This is a genomic window from Empedobacter sp. UBA7620 (genome assembly GCF_002484185.1).
GTDB classification, from domain to species: domain Bacteria; phylum Bacteroidota; class Bacteroidia; order Flavobacteriales; family Weeksellaceae; genus Empedobacter; species Empedobacter falsenii_C.
The window spans coordinates 15177-35265 of the sequence record NZ_DLJI01000041.1; the positions used below are offsets into that span (position 1 = coordinate 15177).

Here is a 20089-nt window from a genome sequence, read left to right on the forward strand (position 1 = left end):
ATTTTCTCCAATTAAATTAATAATTTTAACAATCTAAATACATCATAATGAAAAAGACTTTTTTAAGTAAATTAACTTTGACATTATTCTCTACCAACCTATTTTTTTTATTATCTCCACAAGTAGATGCATGCACAAGAGTTGTCTATAAAGGTCCAGAAAATACTGTAATCACAGCTCGTTCTATGGATTGGAAAGATGAAATTGATGCAAATATTTGGGTTTTTCCTAGAGGTCTAGATCGATCTGGTAATGTCGGAAATGCTTCGGAAAAATGGACTTCAAAATACGGAAGTGTAATTGCAAGTGCTTGGGATATTGCGACAACAGATGGCATGAACGAAAAAGGACTTGTTGCAAATGTTTTGTGGTTAGTAGAAAGTCAGTATCCGCAATTTAATCCAAAAGGAACAAAACCAGGTGTTACCATTGCAGCTTGGGCACAATATGTTTTAGATAATTATGCTACAGTAAAAGAAGCTGTGGATGATTTGAGAAAAGAAAAATTTGTAATTGTTTCTGATTATATTCCAGGTACTCAAAAATTTACAACTTTACATCTTTCAATTTCTGATGCAAATGGAGACAATGCAATTTTCGAATATGTAAATGGTAAATTAAAAATACACCACGATCCATCTTATACAGTAATGACAAATTCTCCAGTTTTTGATGAGCAATTAGCAATTAATCAATATTGGAAAGGAATTCCAGGAACAATCATGTTACCAGGAACTAACAGAGCTGCTGATCGTTACGTAAGAGCATCATATTACATAAATGCGATTCCACAAACCGCTGATACTCGTACTTCTATTGCAAGTGTTTTTAGTGTTATTAGAAATGTATCGGTTCCGTTAGGAATTTCTTCAGAAGCAGAACCTAACATATCATCTACAAGATGGAGATCAGTTTCTGATCATAAAAATCTTGTTTATTACTTTGAAACTACAAAAACTCCAAATACATTTTGGGTTGATTTAAAGAAAATTGATTTTAGTAAAAATGCAAAAACAAAACGATTAAGCGTAAGTAAAAATGAAGCATATGCTGGCGAAACTTCTCAACTTTTTAGTGATGCAAAACCATTTACATTTGTTGGAATTTAGATCGAAAAATTAATCAATATTTTTTTTGCCAAATTGCTTTAAATCAACATTCAATATGATTGCCAATAACAAACATTTTATACCTGCCTTTCTATTATTTGGATTTATTGTTAATGCTCAACAATCGAATGATACAATTGATATTTCGATAAGACCTTACACTAGTTTGAGAGGTCATCTTGCTGTGCATGATAAAGTAATGGAGCTACAAGAGAATGCCTCTCGTGCTGGAATTGAAATTAATCTAAAAAAAGGAAATATTGCATTTGTAGCTGGTGTTGAATTGCAAATAAATATGTTCAAAGGAAACTCGTCGTTTAATGTTGATGGAAATCTAGATAGTGATCTTTTGGCAATTGTTTCAGAACAAAAACAACAAGTTTTTGGTAATCGCTTAGGTTACTTAGGAATTGATTTGTCTAAATATGGTAAAATAACATTTGGTAAACAATGGAGTGTTTACCGAGATGTTACAGCTTATACAGATCGTTTTAATGTATTTGGAGGACGCGCTTCTGCAACTTTTACAGGTGGAACAGATGGAGGTTTGCTAGGAACAGGACGAGCAGATCAATCAATAATTTACAGAAATAAAATTAAAGCTTTTCAATTTGGTGCTCAAATCCAAACAAAAGGTGGAAATGATGATAAAATTATTGATGGTTTTGGTTTTTCTGCTCAATTAGAATTAAATCAAAATATTAGTATTGGAGCTGCATTTAACCGTGCTTTTATAGCTCAAAACTTAATTGATGATAATCATATTTTAGGTTTATCTGGACATCCAACTTTTTATTCAATTGGTTCAAAATATACGAGTAAACAATTTGATGTTAGTCTACTTGGAATCTTACAACAAAATGGAGATTTTACGCCTATTTCATATCAATCTGAAAATACAATTAATCCTTCTTATGTTTTTGATGCAAAAGGTTTTGAAACTGCTATGAAATATAAACTAAATAAATTTTCAATTTTAGGAGGTTATAATTTATATGTTCTTGAAACAAAAAAATCTGTTGAAAATATTAGTATTGATAAAAAATTCAGACGAAGTGATTTGATTACCGGGTTAGAATATTATCCGATGAAATATGTACAATTGTATACAGAACAGCGCATCTCTTTTGGTAAAAATTATGCTGGTAAAAAAGAACAAAGTGTTTTTACATTGGGAATGAAACTAGATTTATCTAGACAATTTAACAAGAAACTTAACCTATAATAAACCATAACTAACTTAACTTTTCTCTCTATTATTTGAAATAATTTATAAAACGAAACTTAAAAAATTATGTTTAACTTTTTTCAAAAAAGCACATTTTTAATTCTATTAGCATCAAGTACTCAAACTTTTGCTCAAGACTCAATTCAACCAGATAATTCTTGGCATTTCAAAGTAGAGCCAAATATGATGTTGCCTCATATGAAAGGAAAAGCGAGTGTTTCTCGACTTCCGAATGTACATGTAAGTCAATCTCCGTCAGACTTTTTTGAGCATTTGAAATTTGCCGGAATGTTAACTTTCGAAGCTGAGAACAAAGATTGGGTAATTACATCCGATATTATTTATGCTTCTTTAGCTGCAAATGTTAAAAAAGATCCTTTAGTTTTGGATGGTAAATTAACAGCAAAACAATTCTCTTTTGAAGTTGGTTTATTGAGAAAAATAACTCCTTGGTTAGAAGCTGGAATTAGTATGAACCTTGTAAATATTAAATCTGGATTTGATGTAAATATGATCAATCCTAAAACAGGTCAAACAATGCATCTAGATCGCAGTATTTCTAAAACGTGGGTAGATCCTATGTTGGTTGCAAGAACAAGAAATTTACCAAACAAAAAGTTTTTGTATAATGTTTCTGGAGAAATTGGAGGATTTGGAATTGGATCAAAATTAGCTTGGCAATTAGAAGGATTGGCTGGTTATCAATTCTCTAATTTATTTTACGCAATGGCGGGGTATCAAATCATAAGTATGGACTACGAAAAAGGAAGTAATAATTCCAATTTTGTTTATGATATGGATATGTTTGGACCAATGATAAAAGTTGGCTTTAACTTAAAATAATAACCTTAAAATAAATATATTATGAAAAAATTATTTGTATTATGTGCTTTTACTGGCATATTATTCACAGCTTGCGAAAAAAAGACTGAAAGTACTCCTGCTACTGAAAATAAGTCATCACAAAAAATCGATGATTCAACTTCTCAATCTGCTTTAGATTGGGACGGAACTTATGAAGGCGTGATTCCTTGCGCTGATTGTGAAGGTATTAAAACAGAATTAACCTTAAATCAAGATAATACATATACCTTAACAGAAGAATATATCGATAAAAATCTGAAGGTTGAGAATCAAGGTAACATTACTTGGACTGATGATGGTAATTCAATTTCTTTAAAAACGAAAGACGATGAATATAAACGATATAAAGTTGGAGAAAATATTTTATTCCAATTAGATTTAGAAGGAAATGAAATTACTGGAGCTTTAGCACAAAATTATCAGTTAAAGAAAAAATAAGTAAGATAAATAAGAAAACGTAGCCAAATATGGTTGCGTTTTTTTACTTTTATAAAAATAAATTAGAAATGACTTTCAATACACCAATCATATCAGCACAAGAATTACAAGATAATTTGCATCTTAAAAATTTAATTATTTTAGATTGCACGATTGATAAAGTTGGACAATCAATAAAAGATCAAGAATTAAAATTAATTCCGAATTCTCTTTTCTTTGATTTGGAAGGGAAATTTTCTGATCATTCTTCGCAATTTCCTCATACACTTGTTGATGAAGAAATTTTCACAAAAGAAGCTCAAAATTTAGCCATTAATCAAGATTCTATCATTGTTTGTTATGATCGTTGGGGTGTTTATTCGAGTCCGAGAGTTTGGTGGATGTTCAAAGCAATGGGTCACAAAGAAGTATATGTTTTAGATGGCGGATCGCCTCTTTGGCAAGAAAATAATTTTGACACAACTTCTACTTATTTTCAACCTACTGTAAAAGGTAACTTTATTGCTGATTTTCAATCGAATTGGTTTGCTGACACACAAGTTATGTTAAATGCAATAAATGATGATTCGAAAATGATTATAGATGCTCGATCAGAAGGGCGTTTCAAGGGCACTTCTCCGGAGCCAAGACAAGGTTTACGAAGCGGACATATTCCAACTTCTAAGAATTTATTTTTTGAAAATGTTTTGACTGACACAACATATAAATCAAAAGAAGAACTGAAAGCAATTTTCGAAAAATTTACAGATTCATCTAAAGAAAATATTTTTTCATGCGGTTCTGGAATTACAGCTTCTATCCTAGCCTTAGCTTCAACAATTGCCGGTTTTGATGAGGTAAAAGTTTATGATGGTTCTTGGTCTGAATGGGGCGCTGACGAAAACTTACCGATTGAAAGATAATTTTCGACTTCTTTTTTCAACGAATTATAATCATTTAATTTTACAACTTTTACATTTTCACTATCTTGTAAACCACAAGCGGTTGTTGTAATAATTGGAATTCCATAAGAAACAGCTTTTATAGGTTGACGTGGTTGATTTTCGATAATTGTTGGATAAATGATTAAGCCAATTTCATCATAATTTCCACTAAATTTTTCAATTTGTATATTTTGCCAAAAATTATTCATTTCGAGATTTCGCCCAAGAATTACAAGTTGTAGATTGAGTTCTTTCGCTAATTTTTGCATTTCATATGCTCCTTTTCTACCAACTGCAGAAGCAGGAAAAAGAATTTTATTCCCAGTTTTTTGATTCAAATTTTGTTCAATATTCCAATCAAGTTTCACAATTTTATGTTGAAACATTTTCTGAATATCTGTATGTGGACTTATAATTCTTTGCGCTATGTTTAACGCATTATTTTCTAAATCAATTAAATTTTTATTTGCTCTAAAATCTTTCAAAGTCTTACTTTCTGGATAAATGAAATGTGAATAATCCAATCTTTCGTGCAAGGTTTCAATAGGTAATCTTGTCATTAAAACATCAAAAGTTCTTCCTCCTAACATTCCTTTTTTATAAATAAAGGGCAATAAATTTTGACTAATAACTAAATGAGTACTTTCGATTGGAATTAATTTTGAAGCAGAATTTGCTATTTTTTCATCTAGTTGTAATGATAGTTCGAATGGATTTTTATTTTTGGAAAATCGTAATTTCAAAGCTCTATAAATTCCAGAAAATAAAGTTGTCTTGCTATCTTTATGAGAAGAAAAACTCCAATTATAGCGATTCGTTTTGACGAAAAAATTCTTTTTCATCGAAAATATAAAACGATCATTCTCATTTATATTTTTCGAAATATATGCATCATATTCTGGCCATTTTTCATCCAAAATATAAGTCGTCGTTTTAATATGTTGATTTTTATGTGATTGATCTTCATGTTGATGACAACTATCGTTTCCACACGAATAACAATCATTTAAAAAATTGAAAGCCAATTTACTATCAATATTTTCTGATAATTTTAAATCTTTATTTTGACTTTTATAGCGAACAATTAAATGAGTAGAAGTTAATTCAGTTTCGATTCTAAAATCATAAGCCGAACGAAAACGTAAATCAATATAATTCCATTTTACAGTCGCATCGCGATCCTTTTCCGCCAACGAACCTTGTATGATTTTGGTATGTTTATGACGCTCAATAATTTCGAAATTTGCGTTCAAAGCCGCATCATACAACGCATTAGATAATTGGCACAAACCTCCAGCAATCGTTGGTACAATGCAACCTTCCTTTATTTCTCGACCAACCACATAACCTTGACCATAATTTGGATTACCAATATGTTTCCAAAAGCTAAATGTTTCGTTGGCTTTAATTTCTAAACCATTAATTTTTTGAGAAGCAATTCGAAGATTCTGAATTTTACCAGCTGTTAAAATCCAATTTTCTTTTGTGTCATTTGGATTCCAAAGTTCACTTTCAGAAAATGCAATAATCGGTTGATCAATTAATTTTGAATCAAATTGAAATTTTGTAGGATTATCTTGAATATTTTTCAGCCCACGAAGACCAATTAAAACAGAAGATTTTAATTTAAAAATAAGACTTTTCGTAAAACTATGTTGTTCTATAAGTTCTGGTTGACTCAAAATAGTAGATTTAGGTTGTTGATTTATAAAATTATAAAAATTTTGACTTCCAATAATTATTAATATTAGTGATTATTAAATATCTTAATTTATTTTAGTACTTTGTTTTGCATAGTAGTATATTTTATATAGATTTGTAAAAGTTATTTGATGAATAAAATTACAATTTTGATAAAAATATAGTTTTTGTCATGTAACTATTTAAAAGAATTAACGTCTATAATAAAATTAACACTATGAAACATCTATTTTATATATCTGCATTATGCTTGAGTTGCACCGTTATGGCGCAAACAAAATTTTCAGGTAAAGTATTGAATGAAAAAGATAATAATCCTATTTCTTTAGCTGAAATTGTTTTATTGAATGAAAAATCTGAACTATCAAATGTTACAGACGAACAAGGAAATTTTGTTTTTGAACAAGTTGAAGCTGGAAAGTATGATTTTGCGATTTTGGTAAATTTTGATACGATTTATAAAGAAAAAATAGAAATTAATGCTGAATTAACAAAATCATTCAAAATTAATATGCCAAATATTGATTTGAAAGAAGTTGTAATTGCTAAAAAAGTTTTTCAGAAAAAAGCTGATCGATTTGTTTTCGATGTTTCAAATTCTCCTGTTGCAAAAGGAAATGACGCGTTTAATCTGCTTAAACAAACGCCTTTAGTTTCTTCTACAGATGGGAAAAATCTTAAAATTCTGAATAAATCTGACGTTATTATTTACATCAACGGACGAAAATCTAATATGGATAATGAAGCTGTGATAGAAATGTTGAAAAATACACCATCAGAAAATATTCAGAAAATTGAAGTCATTACAACGCCTGGAAGTGAATTTTCTGTTGAAGCAAATACTGGAGTCATTAATATTGTGATGAAAACGACGACAACAAACGGTTTGAATGGAAATGTGAGAATTGTAGATCAACAGGCTTATTTTAATAGTCAAAGATTGAATGCTGGTTTAAACTATAGAAAAGATAAATTGGCAATTAATTCTGGGATTTATATTGGAAATAACAAATCTCGAGAGAAAAATATTTTATCGAATGGAAATGCTCATTTTATCAATGAATCGAGAGGAATTGTAGATGATCCAAATAAGAATGTTGGCGGAAATGTAGGATTTGATTATGAATTAGCTAAAAATCAGAATATTGGTTTAACCTATAATTTTAGATACAATAAGAGTTTTGATTCAAAATTTAAGTTAGATAATTTTTATAATCATGAATTTAAAAATCAAACAATTAATCTCGAAAATGCTCAAACAAGAAATCATTCGTTCAACTTAAATCACGAAATAAGAACGGATAGTTTGGGAAGTAAATTAGTTACAAATGCTTCTTTTCTTAATTATAAACGAGAGATGAGAAGTACAAATACAACAATCCCTGTAGATAATGAAAATGTTGAAATCTTCAGACAAAATGTACCTCAAATTATCAATAATTTTAGTGCAAATGCAGATTATACCCTAAAAACTAACAAAGAAAATACATGGTTATTTGGAGGAAGTTATACATTCACAAAAACGGATAATGATACTAAACAAGAGAGTTTTGTGAACGATAATTTTATCAAAGATGAAATTTTGAGTAATCATTTTTTATACAAAGAAAACATTGCTGGATTGTATTTAACTTTTGAAAAACAAGTTTCTGAAAAGTTATCAGGGAAAATTGGAACACGATTAGAAATTACAAAAACGATTGGTGATATTCTTGAGAAGAATAATTCATTTAAAAATGATTACAACAATATTTTACCTTATTTATCTCTAAATTATGCGATTCATCAAGATCATAATGTGAGTTATTCTTTTTCGAGTCGCGTTCGTAGACCTGCTTTTTGGGAGTTAAATCCATCAAGAGTTTACCTTACTCAGACAAATTATATTCAGAACAATCCATTTATGATGAGTTCTAAATTTTATAAACAAGAGTTAAATTATTTGTATAAAAGCGCTTATTTTTTCAATGCAGAATTTGAATATATTGACGATGCGACAAGTCAATTGCCTTTGCAAGGAACAGTAAAAAATCTTGAAACAGGTGAAACAACAGAGTTTTTGCGTTACATTAGAATGAATTATGGAAACAAAAAATCATTAAACCTTTCGGTTGGAATGAATAAGAGTTTTTATAACGGAATTTGGTCTGCGAATTATATGTTTATTTATATGTATCAAGCATATAGAGGGATTGTCGATAGTGATCCTACCTATATTCAAAAACCTGGTTTTGAAGAAAAACTTTCGACTTATGTTGTTGATCGTCAAGCATCGAATATTTATTTTAAATTAGATAATACAATACGACTTTCTTCGAAAAAAGATTGGTTTTTAGGTGTTAATTATTGGTATCTATCACCTTTAGAAATCGAACTAGGGAAACTTGGAAAACAACATAGTTTTGATGTAAATATCAAAAAAATATGGAATAATTGGACTTTGATGTTCGAAGCTTATGATTTATTGAATACAAATGTCACAACAATAAATGGTAAACAAGAAAATGGAAGTTTCAATAATGTTTGGCAAAACCAATACAACAGAGAATTTTCAGTTAGTTTATCATACAAATTTGGAAATCAAAAACTGAAAAAATCAAGACAAATTGATGAAGCAAATAGTACAATAAAATCAAGATTATAAAAAATAAATGACATGAAAAAAGACTGCAAATTGCAGTCTTTTTTGTTTATTAAAAAATCAAATTATATAAATTTATCTCCACTTATCCATCTCGAAACGAACAGAAAAAATGTTAGAATATAATCCCAAGCCACTGTCTCCAAAGTTTGTTAAAGCATAATCAATCGAAATTCCTTTGTATTTGAAACCTACCCCAACATTTGGCTGAATTTGAGTTTTATCTTTCCCATCAAATTGCGAAATTTTCTGTAAATTATTCAATCCTCCACGTACAAAAACCATGTCATCATAACCTAATTCAAGACCAACTTGTGGCGAAATCGAAAATCCTTTTCCAGAAATTGCAGCATTAGTTTGTTGAAATTCGATATTCATATCAATCTCTCCCAACAGCGAAACTCGTTCATTAAAATCGAAACGTTTTCCAACTCCAAATTGTAATTTAGGCATTGTTAATTCGATATTTTCTCCTGGCAAATCATTCAAAATTGTTGGCTCACCTTCGTTACTTGGCTCGTCAACTGTAATTTCTTTTAACTTTTCTTTGTTAATACTCCACGCATTGAAAGTCGTTGTAATATCGCGCGCCATCAAACCAAAATACATTTTATTATCAGTACGATATTGCAAACCAAGATCAATTCCGAAACCAAATCCTTGCGCAAATTTCCCAATATGTCGATAAACAATTTTAGCATTTGCGCCAAACTGAATATCTTTATTGTTGAACACATTTCCCGCATAAGACATCGTCAAAGCATAATCTGCTGTAGAAAATTTAGAGATTTTATCGTAATTAATATTTCCTTGATTATCAATTAATTCCGTAGTATTCAAAATATCATCAACACCAAAACGCGTAAACGAAAAAGCTATCGTAGAATTACTTTCTCTCAACGGAATTGCAACCGCTGCATAATCAAATTTCGCAATCGACTGAAAATATTCAGCATGCATTGCTGCAGCTTCCCAATCATAGGTAATTTCCGTTAATCCAGCAGGATTCCAATAAGCCGCATTTGCATTTCCAATATTCGCCACAACCGCATTACCCATTGCAAACGAGCGCGCATCTGCACCAATATTCAAAAACTCGTTCGAATATTTGCGTGTGGTTTGAGAAAAAGCAAATTGACTTGCCAGAACAGATAATATAAGGAATGTCTTTTTCAAAATTGATGAATTACGAATATAAAAACTCAAAAATAGTGGTTTTATTGTGTTTAAAAAGGATTCAGATTAATTTTTGTTTGTATTTTTGCGATGAAAAATTCATTTATGAAATTATTTACAATTCCAAATTTTCTAACACTACTTAATCTTTCATGTGGTGTATTATCAGCCATTTTCATGATTTCGAGCAATGCTCAAATCACAACTACCACAGTTACAATTGTGATGGTTTTGATGTTGATTTCATTAGTTGCTGATTTTTTGGACGGAATGGTTGCACGACTAATGAATATTGGTAGCCCGATTGGAAAAGAATTGGATTCTTTGGCAGATTGTATTTCGTTTGGTGTTGTACCAGGATTGATGTTATTTTCGATGTTTAATCATTTTTCAACCGATTTTATTTATGAAAATGAGAATTTAAAAATTGCTGCAATTTCATTATTTGCTTTTTTAGTTCCTGCTTTTTCGGCGTTACGATTAGCAAAATTTAATTTAGATGAAGATCAAGCAACGTATTTCAAAGGTTTGGCAACACCATCAAATACCTTATTTATTTTCTCATTATTTTCTATCTATTACAATAATGGACAAATTATAAATCCATCTCTTGATCCGTATTTATTAATTGCCGTTTCTATTGTATTTAGTGTTTTATTAATTGTCGATTTACCATTATTTGCCTTAAAATTTAAAGGATTGAGTTGGGCAGAAAATTATTATAAATATATTTTCTTAATCATTACATTAGGTTTAGTGGCTTGGTTGCAAGTTGCTGCAATTCCGCTAATCATCTTATTGTACATCCTTATCTCAATCATTTTTAGAAAAGAAATTACAAAATGAAATTAACTAAAAATATCTGTTTCTTTGATTTAGAAACAACTGGAACTAATGTTTCAAAAGACCGTATTGTTGAAATCTCTATCGTGAAAGCTTTGACAGACGGTTCAAAAGAAGTAAAAACTTGGAAAGTTAATCCTGGAATTCCAATTCCACCAGAAACAACTTTAATCCACGGAATTTCTGACGAAGATGTTGCCGATGCGCCTTCTTTCAAAGAACTTGCCCCTGCGATTATGGAAATGATTAAAGATTCTGATTTGGCAGGATATAATTCAAATCGTTTTGATATTCCACTTTTAGCAGAAGAATTATTACGTAATGGTTTTGATTTTGATTTATCAAAACATCGTCCAATTGATGTGCAAGTGATTTATCATAAAATGGAACCTCGCAATTTAAGCGCTGCTTATAAGTATTATTGCGATAAAGATTTGATTGATGCACATTCTGCGGAAGCTGATACAATTGCGACTTACGAAGTTTTGATGGCGCAAATCGAGAAATATGACGAGCTTGAAAATGACAATAAATTTTTGAGCGAATTTTCTTCTCAACGCAAAACGGCTGATTTAGCTGGATTTATTCAGTACAATGATAAAGACCAAGAAATTATTTCGTTTGGCAAGTATAAAGGACAAGTTGTGACGGATATCTTTGCGAAAGATCCAGGTTATTATGCGTGGATTCAGAATGCCGATTTTCCTTTATATACAAAGAAAGTTTTTACTCGAATCAAATTACAAAACGGTTTTTAAGCGATGAAAATTATTTGTGTCGGACGAAATTACGTCGAACATGCAAAAGAATTAGATAATCCAATTCCAGAATCGCCTATGTTTTTTATGAAACCAGATTCGGCCATTTTAAGAAAGGGTTTTCCTTTTGTTATTCCAAGTTTTACGAAAGAAGTTCATTTTGAAACGGAAATTGTAATTAAAATTGATCGAGTTGGAAAAATGATTCAACCTCAATTTGCAGATCGTTATTTCTCAGAAATCGGTTTAGGAATTGATTTTACAGCGCGCGATGTACAGCAAGAATTAAAAGAAAAACGTTTTCCTTGGGAAATTGCGAAAGCTTTTGATGGTTCTGCATTTGCTTCCGATTTCTATCCAAAAGAAAATTTTGATTTAGAGAATTTAGTATTCAAATTAGATCGAAATGGAGAAAACGTACAAACAGGAAATTCAAAAGATATGATTTTTCATATCAATACCTTAATTGCTGAATGTTCTAAATATTTTACCTTGAAAAAAGGTGATTTAATTTTTACTGGTACACCAGCGGGAGTTTCTAAAATCAATTCAAAAGATACCTTAGAAGGTTATTTGAATGATGAAAAAGTATTCGAAATAAAAGTATTGTAATCATTAAAAAAGAGAAATATATTTTCATTTGTTATTATATTTTATTGTTTTCTTGTAAAAAAGAAAACAATATTGTTACACCTGTAATTCATGAGAATGTAATAACAATGAATTCAATTTCTGATAATTACGATTCGATTACTACTAAAGTGAAGAAACTTGGTGATGAAGAAGCTTATTCAGAATTATTTTATCATTTAAAAGATTCAAATTTTGAAGGTAGAACAGATTCTTTAATGGTTTATTCAAAAATAATGGCAGAAAAATATCACTTTGAAAAAGCTTATATAGATTATTTGGATGCTATAACTGAGAAATATGGAATAGAAAATGATATTGGAAATTATTCAACAATTAATCTTTCACAATTAAAATCTAAAGAAAAGCAGGAAATTATTGATTGGCTTTCTAAAATGGTTGAAAAAGGAATAATTACAGAAAAACAATTTCAAGAAGTTAAAAAATAATAAAAGAGCGAAATTTCGCTCTTTTATTGTTTATACCACTACCTTTAATCAGAAATAAAATTAAAAATGGAAGACTATATAAAAATTGAAGAAAAACTACAAAATGATTTTGATTTATTGAAATCGAAAAAGAATAGAATTAGCAATATCAGGCTTATTGCATTTATTATTTCAGTTGTATTTTTCTTGCTTTATGTTACGTCGAGCAACAATTTATATTTGATTATTTCTTCTATTTTATTTATTGTTTTTATCATTTTAGTAGTTAAAACTTCTAAAATTTCTTCGCAACTTAATTATTCCATCCAAGCATTAGAAATTATTAATCAAATAAAAACTGATAATTCTATCGATCAATTTGTTGAAGATAATTCTCAGTTCAATAATGTTTACAACAAAGATTTAGATATTCTGGAAGGAAATTCGATCTTCAATCGAATCAATAAAACGCAAACTCGTATTGGTAATTTACAGCTCAAACATTTTTTATCGAATTTGATTTTAAACAAATCTGAAATTATTGATAGACAAAATGCTTTTGAAGAATTGGCTGAAAAAAGAAATTGGATTGTGACATTTTTGACGTTTACTAAGCGATTAAACATGAATCAATCTTCAATTTTTGTGTTCGAAAATCGTGTATTTAATACTGATTCAATAAAATTACTTCCAATCATCATTTCTGTTCTGAATATTTTGTGCTTTACCGCTTTAGCAATTATTGGTTTTCCGAAAGAAATTGTTTTTTATTGGATTTTGGGTGCAGTTATTATTCCGAATGCAATTTCCATGTTTTATAAGCAACAACTTCGACGAATTGCGGCGTACACGACAATGAAAGCAGATGAATTGGATAATTTATATGAAGTTTTTCGACATATTGAAGAGGAAAAATTTGAGTCAAAACTAAACGCTGAAATTAAAAATAAGTTTGTACATCCTTTCAAATCATCGGATTTAATCAAGACAATTTCTTCAACAAAAGAAACTTTAGATGCAGCAAATTTCCCACTTGTAGGCTTTGTGTTGAATACATTTTTCTTGTGGCGATTACATTATTCGATCAAATTTGAAAATGAAATTCAAAAAACGGTTCATCAAATCAAACCTTGGTTAGATGAATTAGCCAAATTAGAAGCCTTCGTTTCATTTGCACTATTCAACGATAAACATACTTCATTTACATTTCCCGAAATCGTAGAAGAACCGTATGAATTAAAAATTATCAATGGTTTTCATCCTTTATTAGATGAAAAAATAGTTGTGAAAAATGATTTGGAAACCAATCGTCCAAACAATATTGCGATTATTACAGGTGCAAATATGGCTGGAAAAAGTACTTTTTTGAGAACAGTTGGAACAAATTTGGTTTTAGCGATGAATGGCGCAAAAGTGAGTGCAGAAAAAATGTCATTTTACCCAATGGATTTATTTACAAGTATCAGAACGGTTGATAATCTGTCATCTGGCGATTCTTATTTCAAAAATGAGATTAACAAATTGAAAATATTAATTGAACGTTTAGAAAATAATCAACCACAAATCATCATTTTAGATGAAATTTTAAAAGGAACAAATTCGGAAGATAAATTAATTGGTTCGCAGAAATTTTTAGAAAAATTAATCAAATCTCCCACAAAATTGATTGGTTTTATTGCGACACATGATTTGGAATTAACGAAAATGGAAAGTGAAAATCCGGATCATATTATTAATTATTGTTTCGAATTAAAAAACGTGGACAACAATTATTATTCGGATTATAAATTAAGAAAAGGCACAACCAAAATGATGAATGCCATTTTCTTAATGAAACAATTTAGAATTATTGATTAATCTTAAATTGTTAATTTAATTCTTTGATAAAATTCGCATCAATCGCATTAAAATCATCAACAATACAATTTGCTTTTGAAATATCTTGTTGTTTCGAATTTACACTTTTGTAACCCAAACAATACAAACTTGCTCGTAAAGCCGCTTCTACTCCATTTTTACTATCTTCGATAACAATACATTCGCTATGTTCGGACTTTGCTAAATCAGCGGCATGCAGAAAAATGGCTGGATCTGGTTTTGATTTCGGAAAGTTTTCGCCAGAAACTTTATGCGTAAAATATTGATTCAACTCAAAACGATTAAAAACACGATCGATTGTCGATTTTGAAGCCGATGAAGCCAAAATCAATTCAATTCCATTATTGTATAAATCTCTAATCAACCTCTCAACACCATCAATCAAATATAAATCTGGTTTTGTATCAAAAGCTTCATTAAAAATTGTACGTTTTCTCAAAACCAAATCGTTCACTTCATCTTTCAAATTGAATTTATCTTTCAAGATTTGATAAACATTTTTTGTCGATTGTCCTGTAAATGTGGCAAATAATTCTTCCGTAACCGGAATATTTAGTTCTTTATAATGTTCGAAATAAGCATATTTATGTACTGGTTCTGTATCGACGATTACGCCGTCCATATCGAAAATTACAGTTTTAATCATTATTATTTTGTTTCTACAAAATTAACTTTTTTAAGAAAATGATGTAAAAGTTTAAACTTTAGAATGATTTTAAATTAATCGATTATATTACTGATATAAAGGGTTATATCCGAAACCAAACAACAATACTTATGTTAAAACTTAACATTAAGATAACATTTGCACGCTTTTTGTAAAATTCTTGGCATAACAAAGTTAAAACTGAAAATTTGATAAAAATGAAAAAAGTATTATTAGTAGCTGTAATGGCATTAGGAATTTCTCAAGTAAATGCTCAAAACTATAAAAATGCTTTAGGTGTTGTTGTAGATTTAGGAGACGGAGAGACACTCGTAGGTCCACAATTCAAGCACTCTTTTGATGGTAAAAATGCGGGTAACGTACAAGTTATGTTTGGAGATAACATTACTGTTTTAGGTGCAGATTATACGTATAATCAACCTTTTTCTGGTGAAATGGATTAGGATGGTATGTTGGTGTTGGACCTCAATTATCTTTTGTAGATGGAGGTAAATTTGAGGACAAAACTTATTTTGCAATTCGTCCGCAAGCTGGTTTAGAATACAAAATTCCTTCTGCTCCATTGGCTTTACATTTTGATTGGAAACCATGGTGGAACTTAACAAACGATTCTAACTTCGAAGCTGGTCGTTTTTCTTTAGGATTTAAATACACATTTAACTAATCAAACGTTAAAAATATAGTAAGCCACTCACTTGAGTGGCTTTTTTTATAAGTAAAATCATAAAACATTGGCTTAAATTAATTTTATTCCTATAAATTAATCGCTATTTTTGAAAGATTTTGAATTTTATCTAAGACCAATTATAGATTAACACTATTATTTGATTATTCAAGATATAATTCCGAATTTTAACTTAGTATTAGATTTAATAACATTTATAAAAGATGAAACAATTAATTGGGACAGGAGTTGCTTTGGTTACGCCTTTTCAAGAAGATGGTACCGTAGATTATGCTGCATTAGAAAATTTAGTAAACTATAGTATCGATGGCGGTGTTGAGTATTTAGTTATTTTAGGAACTACTGCAGAAGCAGCAACACTTACAAAAGATGAAAAGAAACAGGTAATCGAAACAATAAAGAAGGCGAATGCTAATCGTGTTCCGATGGTTTTGGGTATTGGAGGTAACAATACGGCAGAAGTTATTAATGAATATCAAGAAACAGATTTGAGTGATTATATCGCAGTTCTTACGGTTTCTCCTTATTATAATAAGCCAAATCAAGAAGGGATGTATCAACATTATAAAGCGATTGCAGAAAGTACAGATGCCAACATTATTTTGTATAATGTTCCTGGTAGAACGGGTTCTAATATCTCAGCAGATACAACAATTCGTTTGGCAAATGAATTCAAAAATATTGTTGCGATTAAAGAAGCTTCACCAGATTTCTTACAATCAACAGATATTATTCGTAAAAACACACGCGAAGATTTCAATATTATTTCTGGTGATGATGAATTCGCTGTTCCAATGACTTTAGCTGGAGGTTCTGGTGTTATTTCTGTTATTGGACAAGGTGTTCCAACTGTTTTTACAGATATGATTCGCAAAGCAATCAACAAAGAAGTTGTTGCTGCTTACGAAGGTCATTACAAAGTTGTAGAAATTACACGTGCTATCTTCGAGGAAGGAAATCCTTGCGGAATAAAAGCTGTTTTAGATAACAAAGGCGTTTGTAAACCATTTACAAGATTACCTTTAGTTCCAGCATCAGCTAACTTGACAACAAAAATTAACCAATTATTATCAAACATCTAAAAAAATAAAGCTATGATAAAAGATACAATATTAGACGCATTAAACAAACAAATCAAATTAGAAGGAGATTCTTCTCAATTATATTTAGCTATGGCTTCCTGGGCAGAAGTGAAAGGTTTGGAAGGAACTGCAAATTTCTTGTACTCGCATGCAGACGAAGAACGTATGCATATGTTAAAATTAATTAAATTTATTAACGAAAGAGGCGGAAAAGCGTTTGTTCCACAAATTGAAGAACCAAAACAAGATTTCACAACATTGAAAGAAGTTTTTACTGCAATTTTAAACCACGAATGCTTTGTATCTGAATCAATTAACGAAATTGTAGGCTTAACATTAGAAGAAAGAGATTATTCAACTCACAATTTCTTGCAATGGTATGTTTCTGAGCAAATTGAAGAAGAAAAATTAGCAAGAAATATCTTAGATAAGCTAGAAATGATTGGATCTGACAAGGGAGGTTTATATCTATTTGATCGTGATATAGTTACATTAAGCGCAGACACAACAGCGGAATAAATCAAAACTTTGAGATTTTATTAAGAGGATAAGAAAAAAATATTTTATACTTTAGTCCTCAAATTTTATTAAATTTGCAGAATGTTTAAAAAACTAAGCTTAGTAGTTTTAATTGGCGCTTCTTTAGTGTCTTGTAACAAGACCTATAACAAAGCGATGAAAAGTACGGATAAAGACGAAATCTTTACATTGGCTACACAATTGTATCAAGATGGTAAATATGATTTGGCAAACGAATTGTATGAAAAAATTTCTACATCATTTGTAGGAACAGAAAAATCTGCGGACATTGCCTATAATATGGCACAAGGTAACTTTAACGAAAAAAGTTTCCGTTTAGCAGGACATCAATTCAAAAGCTTTGCAGGAGCTTATCCTATAGATAGCCGCGCAGAAGAAGCTTTGTTCAAATCGGCATTTTCTTATTACAAAGATTCGCCAAAATATGACTTGGATCAAACAAGTACATATACAGCAATCAGTGAGTTACAAGGGTTTATCAATTCGTATCCAGAATCAGCACACGTTGCAGAAGCGAATAATTATATTACAGAACTTAGACAAAAATTAGAATTAAAGTCTTTCGAAATTTCTAAAGTTTATTACAAAACAATGAAATACAAGGCTGCTGGAGTTTCTTTTGACAATATGGTTGATGAATATCCTGATTCTAAATTTCGTGAAGAAGCAATGATGTATTCATTACGTTCTAAAACAGAATTGGCATTAAATTTCTCTCGTATCGAAAACAAAGATTTACGTTTACAAGATGCCAGAACGCAATATCTTTTGTTAACAAGATATTATCCGCAAACAAAATTTAAAGCAGAAGCTGATAAATTGATGGAGAAAATCGACAAAGATATGGTTGAGACTAAAAAACAATTAGCTGATATAGAAGTAGCTAAAAAGAAATTTGAAGCTGATCAAGCTGAATTAAGCAAAGAGCAAAATAATAAATAATAGTAAAATATATAAAATTCTTTCATTATGAATTTCAAGGATATCGGTGCAGCACCAACAACACAAACTTATGATCGTAATAAAATCGATGAGAAAACAGGAAACTTATACGAATCGATTGTAATTATGGGTAAAAGAGCAGAACAAATCAACCAAGAAATGAAAACTGAATTAATTCAGAAATTGGATGAGTTTGCTGCACATACAGATTCTTTAGAAGAAGTTTTTGAAAATAGAGAGCAAATCGAAGTTTCAAAATTCTACGAAAGATTACCTAAACCGACTTCTATTGCGGTTAAGGAATGGTTAGACAATGACGTATATTACAGAAATCCAAATGAGGATAAATAATGTCTGTTTTACATAGTAAAAAAATTCTTTTGGCAGTTTCTGCCGGAATAGCGGCCTACAAAGCCGCTTTTCTTGTTAGAGGGCTAATCAAAAAAGGAGCTGATGTTAAAGTTATTATGACGCCAGAAGCTCAAAACTTCGTTACTCCACTTACACTTTCCACACTTTCTAAAAATCCTGTCGAATGGGAATTTTTCGGTGATAAAGGGGATTGGAATAATCATGTGGAATATGCTCTTTGGGCAGATTATATGATTATTGCGCCTTGCACAGCAAATACGTTGTCACATATGGCAGATGGGACATGTGATAATTTAGTTCTAGCAACTTATCTTTCAGCTAAATGTCCTGTATATTTTGCTCCAGCAATGGATTTGGATATGTACAAACATCCTTCAACTTTAGAAAATATTGCTAAATTAGAATCTTTCGGAAATATTTGTATTCCTGCTGAAGCTGGTGAATTAGCAAGTGGATTGGTTGGAGAAGGTAGAATGGCTGAACCTGAAAACATTATTGCGTTTTTGGAAAGTACAATCGAAGCTACTCTCCCACTTCACGGAAAAAAAGTAGTGGTTTCTGCTGGTCCTACATACGAAAACTTAGATCCTGTTCGTTTTATAGGTAATTATTCTTCTGGAAAAATGGGATTCGAGATTGCGAAAGCTGCTACTAATTTGGGTGCTAAAGTTACCTTGGTCAGTGGTCCAAGTCACGAATCTGTTACCGGTTTTCCTATCGATCGAATAAATGTTGTTTCTGCTCGTGATATGTACGAAGCGATGCACGCTAATTTTGCTGATGCTGATGTTGTTGTAATGTCGGCGGCTGTTGCAGATTATCGTCCAAAAGAAATGGCTGAGCAAAAAATTAAGAAAGAAAATGATGATAATTTAATTATCGAATTGGTGAAAAATCCTGATATTCTAAAATCGTTAGGCGAAATCAAAACACATCAATTATTGGTTGGTTTTGCGTTAGAAACGAATAACGAAGAAGAATATGCAAAGAAAAAATTAGCCAAAAAGAATCTTGATTTTATAGTTCTTAATTCGATGCAAGATAAAGAAGCTGGTTTTCAGAAGAATACAAACAAAATTACAATTATTGACAAAGATTTATCAATGCAACAATTTGATGCAAAATCAAAAACAGATGTTGCAAAAGATATTTTAAATGTCATTTTAAATAAGTTATAAAATTTA

General features: G+C 30.2%; 21 protein-coding genes. 17 read left to right on the top strand and 4 right to left on the bottom strand.

Annotation, left to right across the window (positions count from 1 at the left end; genetic code table 11):
* The first annotated feature begins 47 nt into the window (after window positions 1-47).
* The 5 genes from B2217_RS10340 to B2217_RS10360 all read left to right on the top strand — a co-directional run bounded on the left by B2217_RS10340 (window position 48) and on the right by B2217_RS10360 (window position 4541).
* On the top strand, window positions 48-1109 hold the full coding sequence (locus B2217_RS10340) for a linear amide C-N hydrolase (RefSeq protein ID WP_180904391.1): 1062 nt from the start codon (window positions 48-50) through the stop codon (window positions 1107-1109).
* 55 nt (window positions 1110-1164) lie between these two features.
* Window positions 1165-2334 carry a porin gene (locus tag B2217_RS10345; RefSeq protein WP_221627905.1) on the top strand — a complete coding sequence of 390 codons (1170 nt, stop codon included), beginning with the start codon at window positions 1165-1167 and terminating at the stop codon, window positions 2332-2334.
* 69 nt (window positions 2335-2403) lie between these two features.
* Entirely contained in the window at window positions 2404-3180 is a 777-nt protein-coding gene (locus B2217_RS10350) for a hypothetical protein (RefSeq protein ID WP_180904392.1), read from the top strand.
* A gap of 21 nt (window positions 3181-3201) precedes the next feature.
* Window positions 3202-3639: a copper resistance protein NlpE gene (locus tag B2217_RS10355; RefSeq protein WP_180904393.1), complete on the top strand. Its 438-nt coding sequence runs from the start codon at window positions 3202-3204 to the stop codon at window positions 3637-3639.
* 68 nt (window positions 3640-3707) lie between these two features.
* The gene (locus B2217_RS10360; protein WP_244957937.1) at window positions 3708-4541 is read left to right on the top strand and encodes a sulfurtransferase; all 834 of its coding nucleotides are present in this window, start codon (window positions 3708-3710) and stop codon (window positions 4539-4541) included.
* On the opposite strand, the gene B2217_RS10365 is transcribed toward B2217_RS10360, so the two are convergent.
* Complete coding sequence (locus B2217_RS10365) at window positions 4484-6244, bottom strand: VanW family protein (RefSeq protein ID WP_180904395.1); 1761 nt, start codon at window positions 6242-6244, stop codon at window positions 4484-4486. The two genes, B2217_RS10360 and B2217_RS10365, sit on opposite strands and share 58 nt — an antisense overlap.
* Window positions 6245-6480: 236 nt before the next feature.
* On the opposite strand from B2217_RS10365, the gene B2217_RS10370 reads away from it, so the two are divergent.
* Window positions 6481-8907, top strand: a complete 2427-nt coding sequence (locus B2217_RS10370) for an outer membrane beta-barrel family protein (protein ID WP_244957938.1) — start codon at window positions 6481-6483, stop codon at window positions 8905-8907.
* A gap of 72 nt (window positions 8908-8979) precedes the next feature.
* Here B2217_RS10370 and B2217_RS10375 read toward each other — a convergent pair whose 3' ends face one another.
* Window positions 8980-10080, bottom strand: a complete 1101-nt coding sequence (locus B2217_RS10375; RefSeq protein ID WP_260392450.1) for a PorV/PorQ family protein — start codon at window positions 10078-10080, stop codon at window positions 8980-8982.
* 105 nt (window positions 10081-10185) lie between these two features.
* Between B2217_RS10375 and B2217_RS10380 the strand changes: the two genes are divergently transcribed.
* The 5 genes from B2217_RS10380 to B2217_RS10400 all read left to right on the top strand — a co-directional run bounded on the left by B2217_RS10380 (window position 10186) and on the right by B2217_RS10400 (window position 14596).
* Window positions 10186-10926 (top strand): CDP-alcohol phosphatidyltransferase family protein, encoded by a 741-nt coding sequence (locus tag B2217_RS10380; protein ID WP_286473582.1) that lies wholly within the window; start codon window positions 10186-10188, stop codon window positions 10924-10926.
* On the top strand, window positions 10923-11681 hold the full coding sequence (locus tag B2217_RS10385) for a 3'-5' exonuclease (RefSeq protein ID WP_038334216.1): 759 nt from the start codon (window positions 10923-10925) through the stop codon (window positions 11679-11681). The genes B2217_RS10380 and B2217_RS10385 overlap by 4 nt, the downstream gene beginning before the upstream one ends.
* 3 nt (window positions 11682-11684) lie before the next feature.
* Window positions 11685-12293 carry a fumarylacetoacetate hydrolase family protein gene (locus B2217_RS10390; RefSeq protein WP_291122517.1) on the top strand — a complete coding sequence of 203 codons (609 nt, stop codon included), beginning with the start codon at window positions 11685-11687 and terminating at the stop codon, window positions 12291-12293.
* A gap of 107 nt (window positions 12294-12400) precedes the next feature.
* Complete coding sequence (locus B2217_RS10395) at window positions 12401-12760, top strand: hypothetical protein (RefSeq protein ID WP_125349382.1); 360 nt, start codon at window positions 12401-12403, stop codon at window positions 12758-12760.
* Window positions 12761-12826: 66 nt separating this feature from the next.
* On the top strand, window positions 12827-14596 hold the full coding sequence (locus B2217_RS10400; RefSeq protein WP_038334227.1) for a MutS-related protein: 1770 nt from the start codon (window positions 12827-12829) through the stop codon (window positions 14594-14596).
* Between the two features lie 10 nt (window positions 14597-14606).
* Here the strand turns inward: B2217_RS10400 and B2217_RS10405 are convergent, their stop codons facing one another.
* A complete protein-coding gene (locus B2217_RS10405) occupies window positions 14607-15263 on the bottom strand; it encodes an HAD family hydrolase (protein WP_280035666.1) in 657 nt (218 codons plus the stop codon).
* 218 nt (window positions 15264-15481) lie between these two features.
* Between B2217_RS10405 and B2217_RS10410 the strand changes: the two genes are divergently transcribed.
* Window positions 15482-15727 carry a hypothetical protein gene (locus tag B2217_RS10410; RefSeq protein ID WP_280035664.1) on the top strand — a complete coding sequence of 82 codons (246 nt, stop codon included), beginning with the start codon at window positions 15482-15484 and terminating at the stop codon, window positions 15725-15727.
* Window positions 15728-15791: 64 nt separating this feature from the next.
* Here the strand turns inward: B2217_RS10410 and B2217_RS10415 are convergent, their stop codons facing one another.
* Window positions 15792-15938, bottom strand: a complete 147-nt coding sequence (locus tag B2217_RS10415) for a hypothetical protein (protein ID WP_291122520.1) — start codon at window positions 15936-15938, stop codon at window positions 15792-15794.
* Between the two features lie 234 nt (window positions 15939-16172).
* On the opposite strand from B2217_RS10415, the gene dapA reads away from it, so the two are divergent.
* From dapA to coaBC, 5 genes are all read left to right on the top strand, one after another.
* A complete protein-coding gene (gene dapA / locus B2217_RS10420) occupies window positions 16173-17051 on the top strand; it encodes a 4-hydroxy-tetrahydrodipicolinate synthase (RefSeq protein WP_291122522.1) in 879 nt (292 codons plus the stop codon).
* 12 nt (window positions 17052-17063) lie between these two features.
* Entirely contained in the window at window positions 17064-17570 is a 507-nt protein-coding gene (locus B2217_RS10425) for a ferritin (RefSeq protein ID WP_291122524.1), read from the top strand.
* Between the two features lie 81 nt (window positions 17571-17651).
* Window positions 17652-18533 carry an outer membrane protein assembly factor BamD gene (locus tag B2217_RS10430; protein ID WP_291074479.1) on the top strand — a complete coding sequence of 294 codons (882 nt, stop codon included), beginning with the start codon at window positions 17652-17654 and terminating at the stop codon, window positions 18531-18533.
* Between the two features lie 27 nt (window positions 18534-18560).
* Complete coding sequence (locus tag B2217_RS10435; RefSeq protein ID WP_019973784.1) at window positions 18561-18884, top strand: DNA-directed RNA polymerase subunit omega; 324 nt, start codon at window positions 18561-18563, stop codon at window positions 18882-18884.
* Window positions 18884-20083, top strand: a complete 1200-nt coding sequence (gene coaBC / locus B2217_RS10440; protein ID WP_038334259.1) for a bifunctional phosphopantothenoylcysteine decarboxylase/phosphopantothenate--cysteine ligase CoaBC — start codon at window positions 18884-18886, stop codon at window positions 20081-20083. Before B2217_RS10435 ends, coaBC begins: the two co-directional genes overlap by 1 nt.
* Window positions 20084-20089 lie beyond the last annotated feature (6 nt).

Bases quoted from the DNA above. Each gene is read 5' to 3' on its own strand.
- B2217_RS10340 (WP_180904391.1), top strand. From the start codon at position 48: ATGAAAAAGACTTTTTTAAGTAAATTAACTTTGACATTATTCTCTACC.
- B2217_RS10345 (WP_221627905.1), top strand. From the start codon at position 1,165: ATGATTGCCAATAACAAACATTTTATACCTGCCTTTCTATTATTTGGA.
- B2217_RS10350 (WP_180904392.1), top strand. From the start codon at position 2,404: ATGTTTAACTTTTTTCAAAAAAGCACATTTTTAATTCTATTAGCATCA.
- B2217_RS10355 (WP_180904393.1), top strand. From the start codon at position 3,202: ATGAAAAAATTATTTGTATTATGTGCTTTTACTGGCATATTATTCACA.
- B2217_RS10360 (WP_244957937.1), top strand. From the start codon at position 3,708: ATGACTTTCAATACACCAATCATATCAGCACAAGAATTACAAGATAAT.
- B2217_RS10370 (WP_244957938.1), top strand. From the start codon at position 6,481: ATGAAACATCTATTTTATATATCTGCATTATGCTTGAGTTGCACCGTT.
- B2217_RS10380 (WP_286473582.1), top strand. From the start codon at position 10,186: ATGAAATTATTTACAATTCCAAATTTTCTAACACTACTTAATCTTTCA.
- B2217_RS10385 (WP_038334216.1), top strand. From the start codon at position 10,923: ATGAAATTAACTAAAAATATCTGTTTCTTTGATTTAGAAACAACTGGA.
- B2217_RS10390 (WP_291122517.1), top strand. From the start codon at position 11,685: ATGAAAATTATTTGTGTCGGACGAAATTACGTCGAACATGCAAAAGAA.
- B2217_RS10395 (WP_125349382.1), top strand. From the start codon at position 12,401: ATGAATTCAATTTCTGATAATTACGATTCGATTACTACTAAAGTGAAG.
- B2217_RS10400 (WP_038334227.1), top strand. From the start codon at position 12,827: ATGGAAGACTATATAAAAATTGAAGAAAAACTACAAAATGATTTTGAT.
- B2217_RS10405 (WP_280035666.1), bottom strand. From the start codon at position 15,263: ATGATTAAAACTGTAATTTTCGATATGGACGGCGTAATCGTCGATACA.
- B2217_RS10410 (WP_280035664.1), top strand. From the start codon at position 15,482: ATGAAAAAAGTATTATTAGTAGCTGTAATGGCATTAGGAATTTCTCAA.
- dapA (WP_291122522.1), top strand. From the start codon at position 16,173: ATGAAACAATTAATTGGGACAGGAGTTGCTTTGGTTACGCCTTTTCAA.
- B2217_RS10425 (WP_291122524.1), top strand. From the start codon at position 17,064: ATGATAAAAGATACAATATTAGACGCATTAAACAAACAAATCAAATTA.
- B2217_RS10430 (WP_291074479.1), top strand. From the start codon at position 17,652: ATGTTTAAAAAACTAAGCTTAGTAGTTTTAATTGGCGCTTCTTTAGTG.
- B2217_RS10435 (WP_019973784.1), top strand. From the start codon at position 18,561: ATGAATTTCAAGGATATCGGTGCAGCACCAACAACACAAACTTATGAT.
- coaBC (WP_038334259.1), top strand. From the start codon at position 18,884: ATGTCTGTTTTACATAGTAAAAAAATTCTTTTGGCAGTTTCTGCCGGA.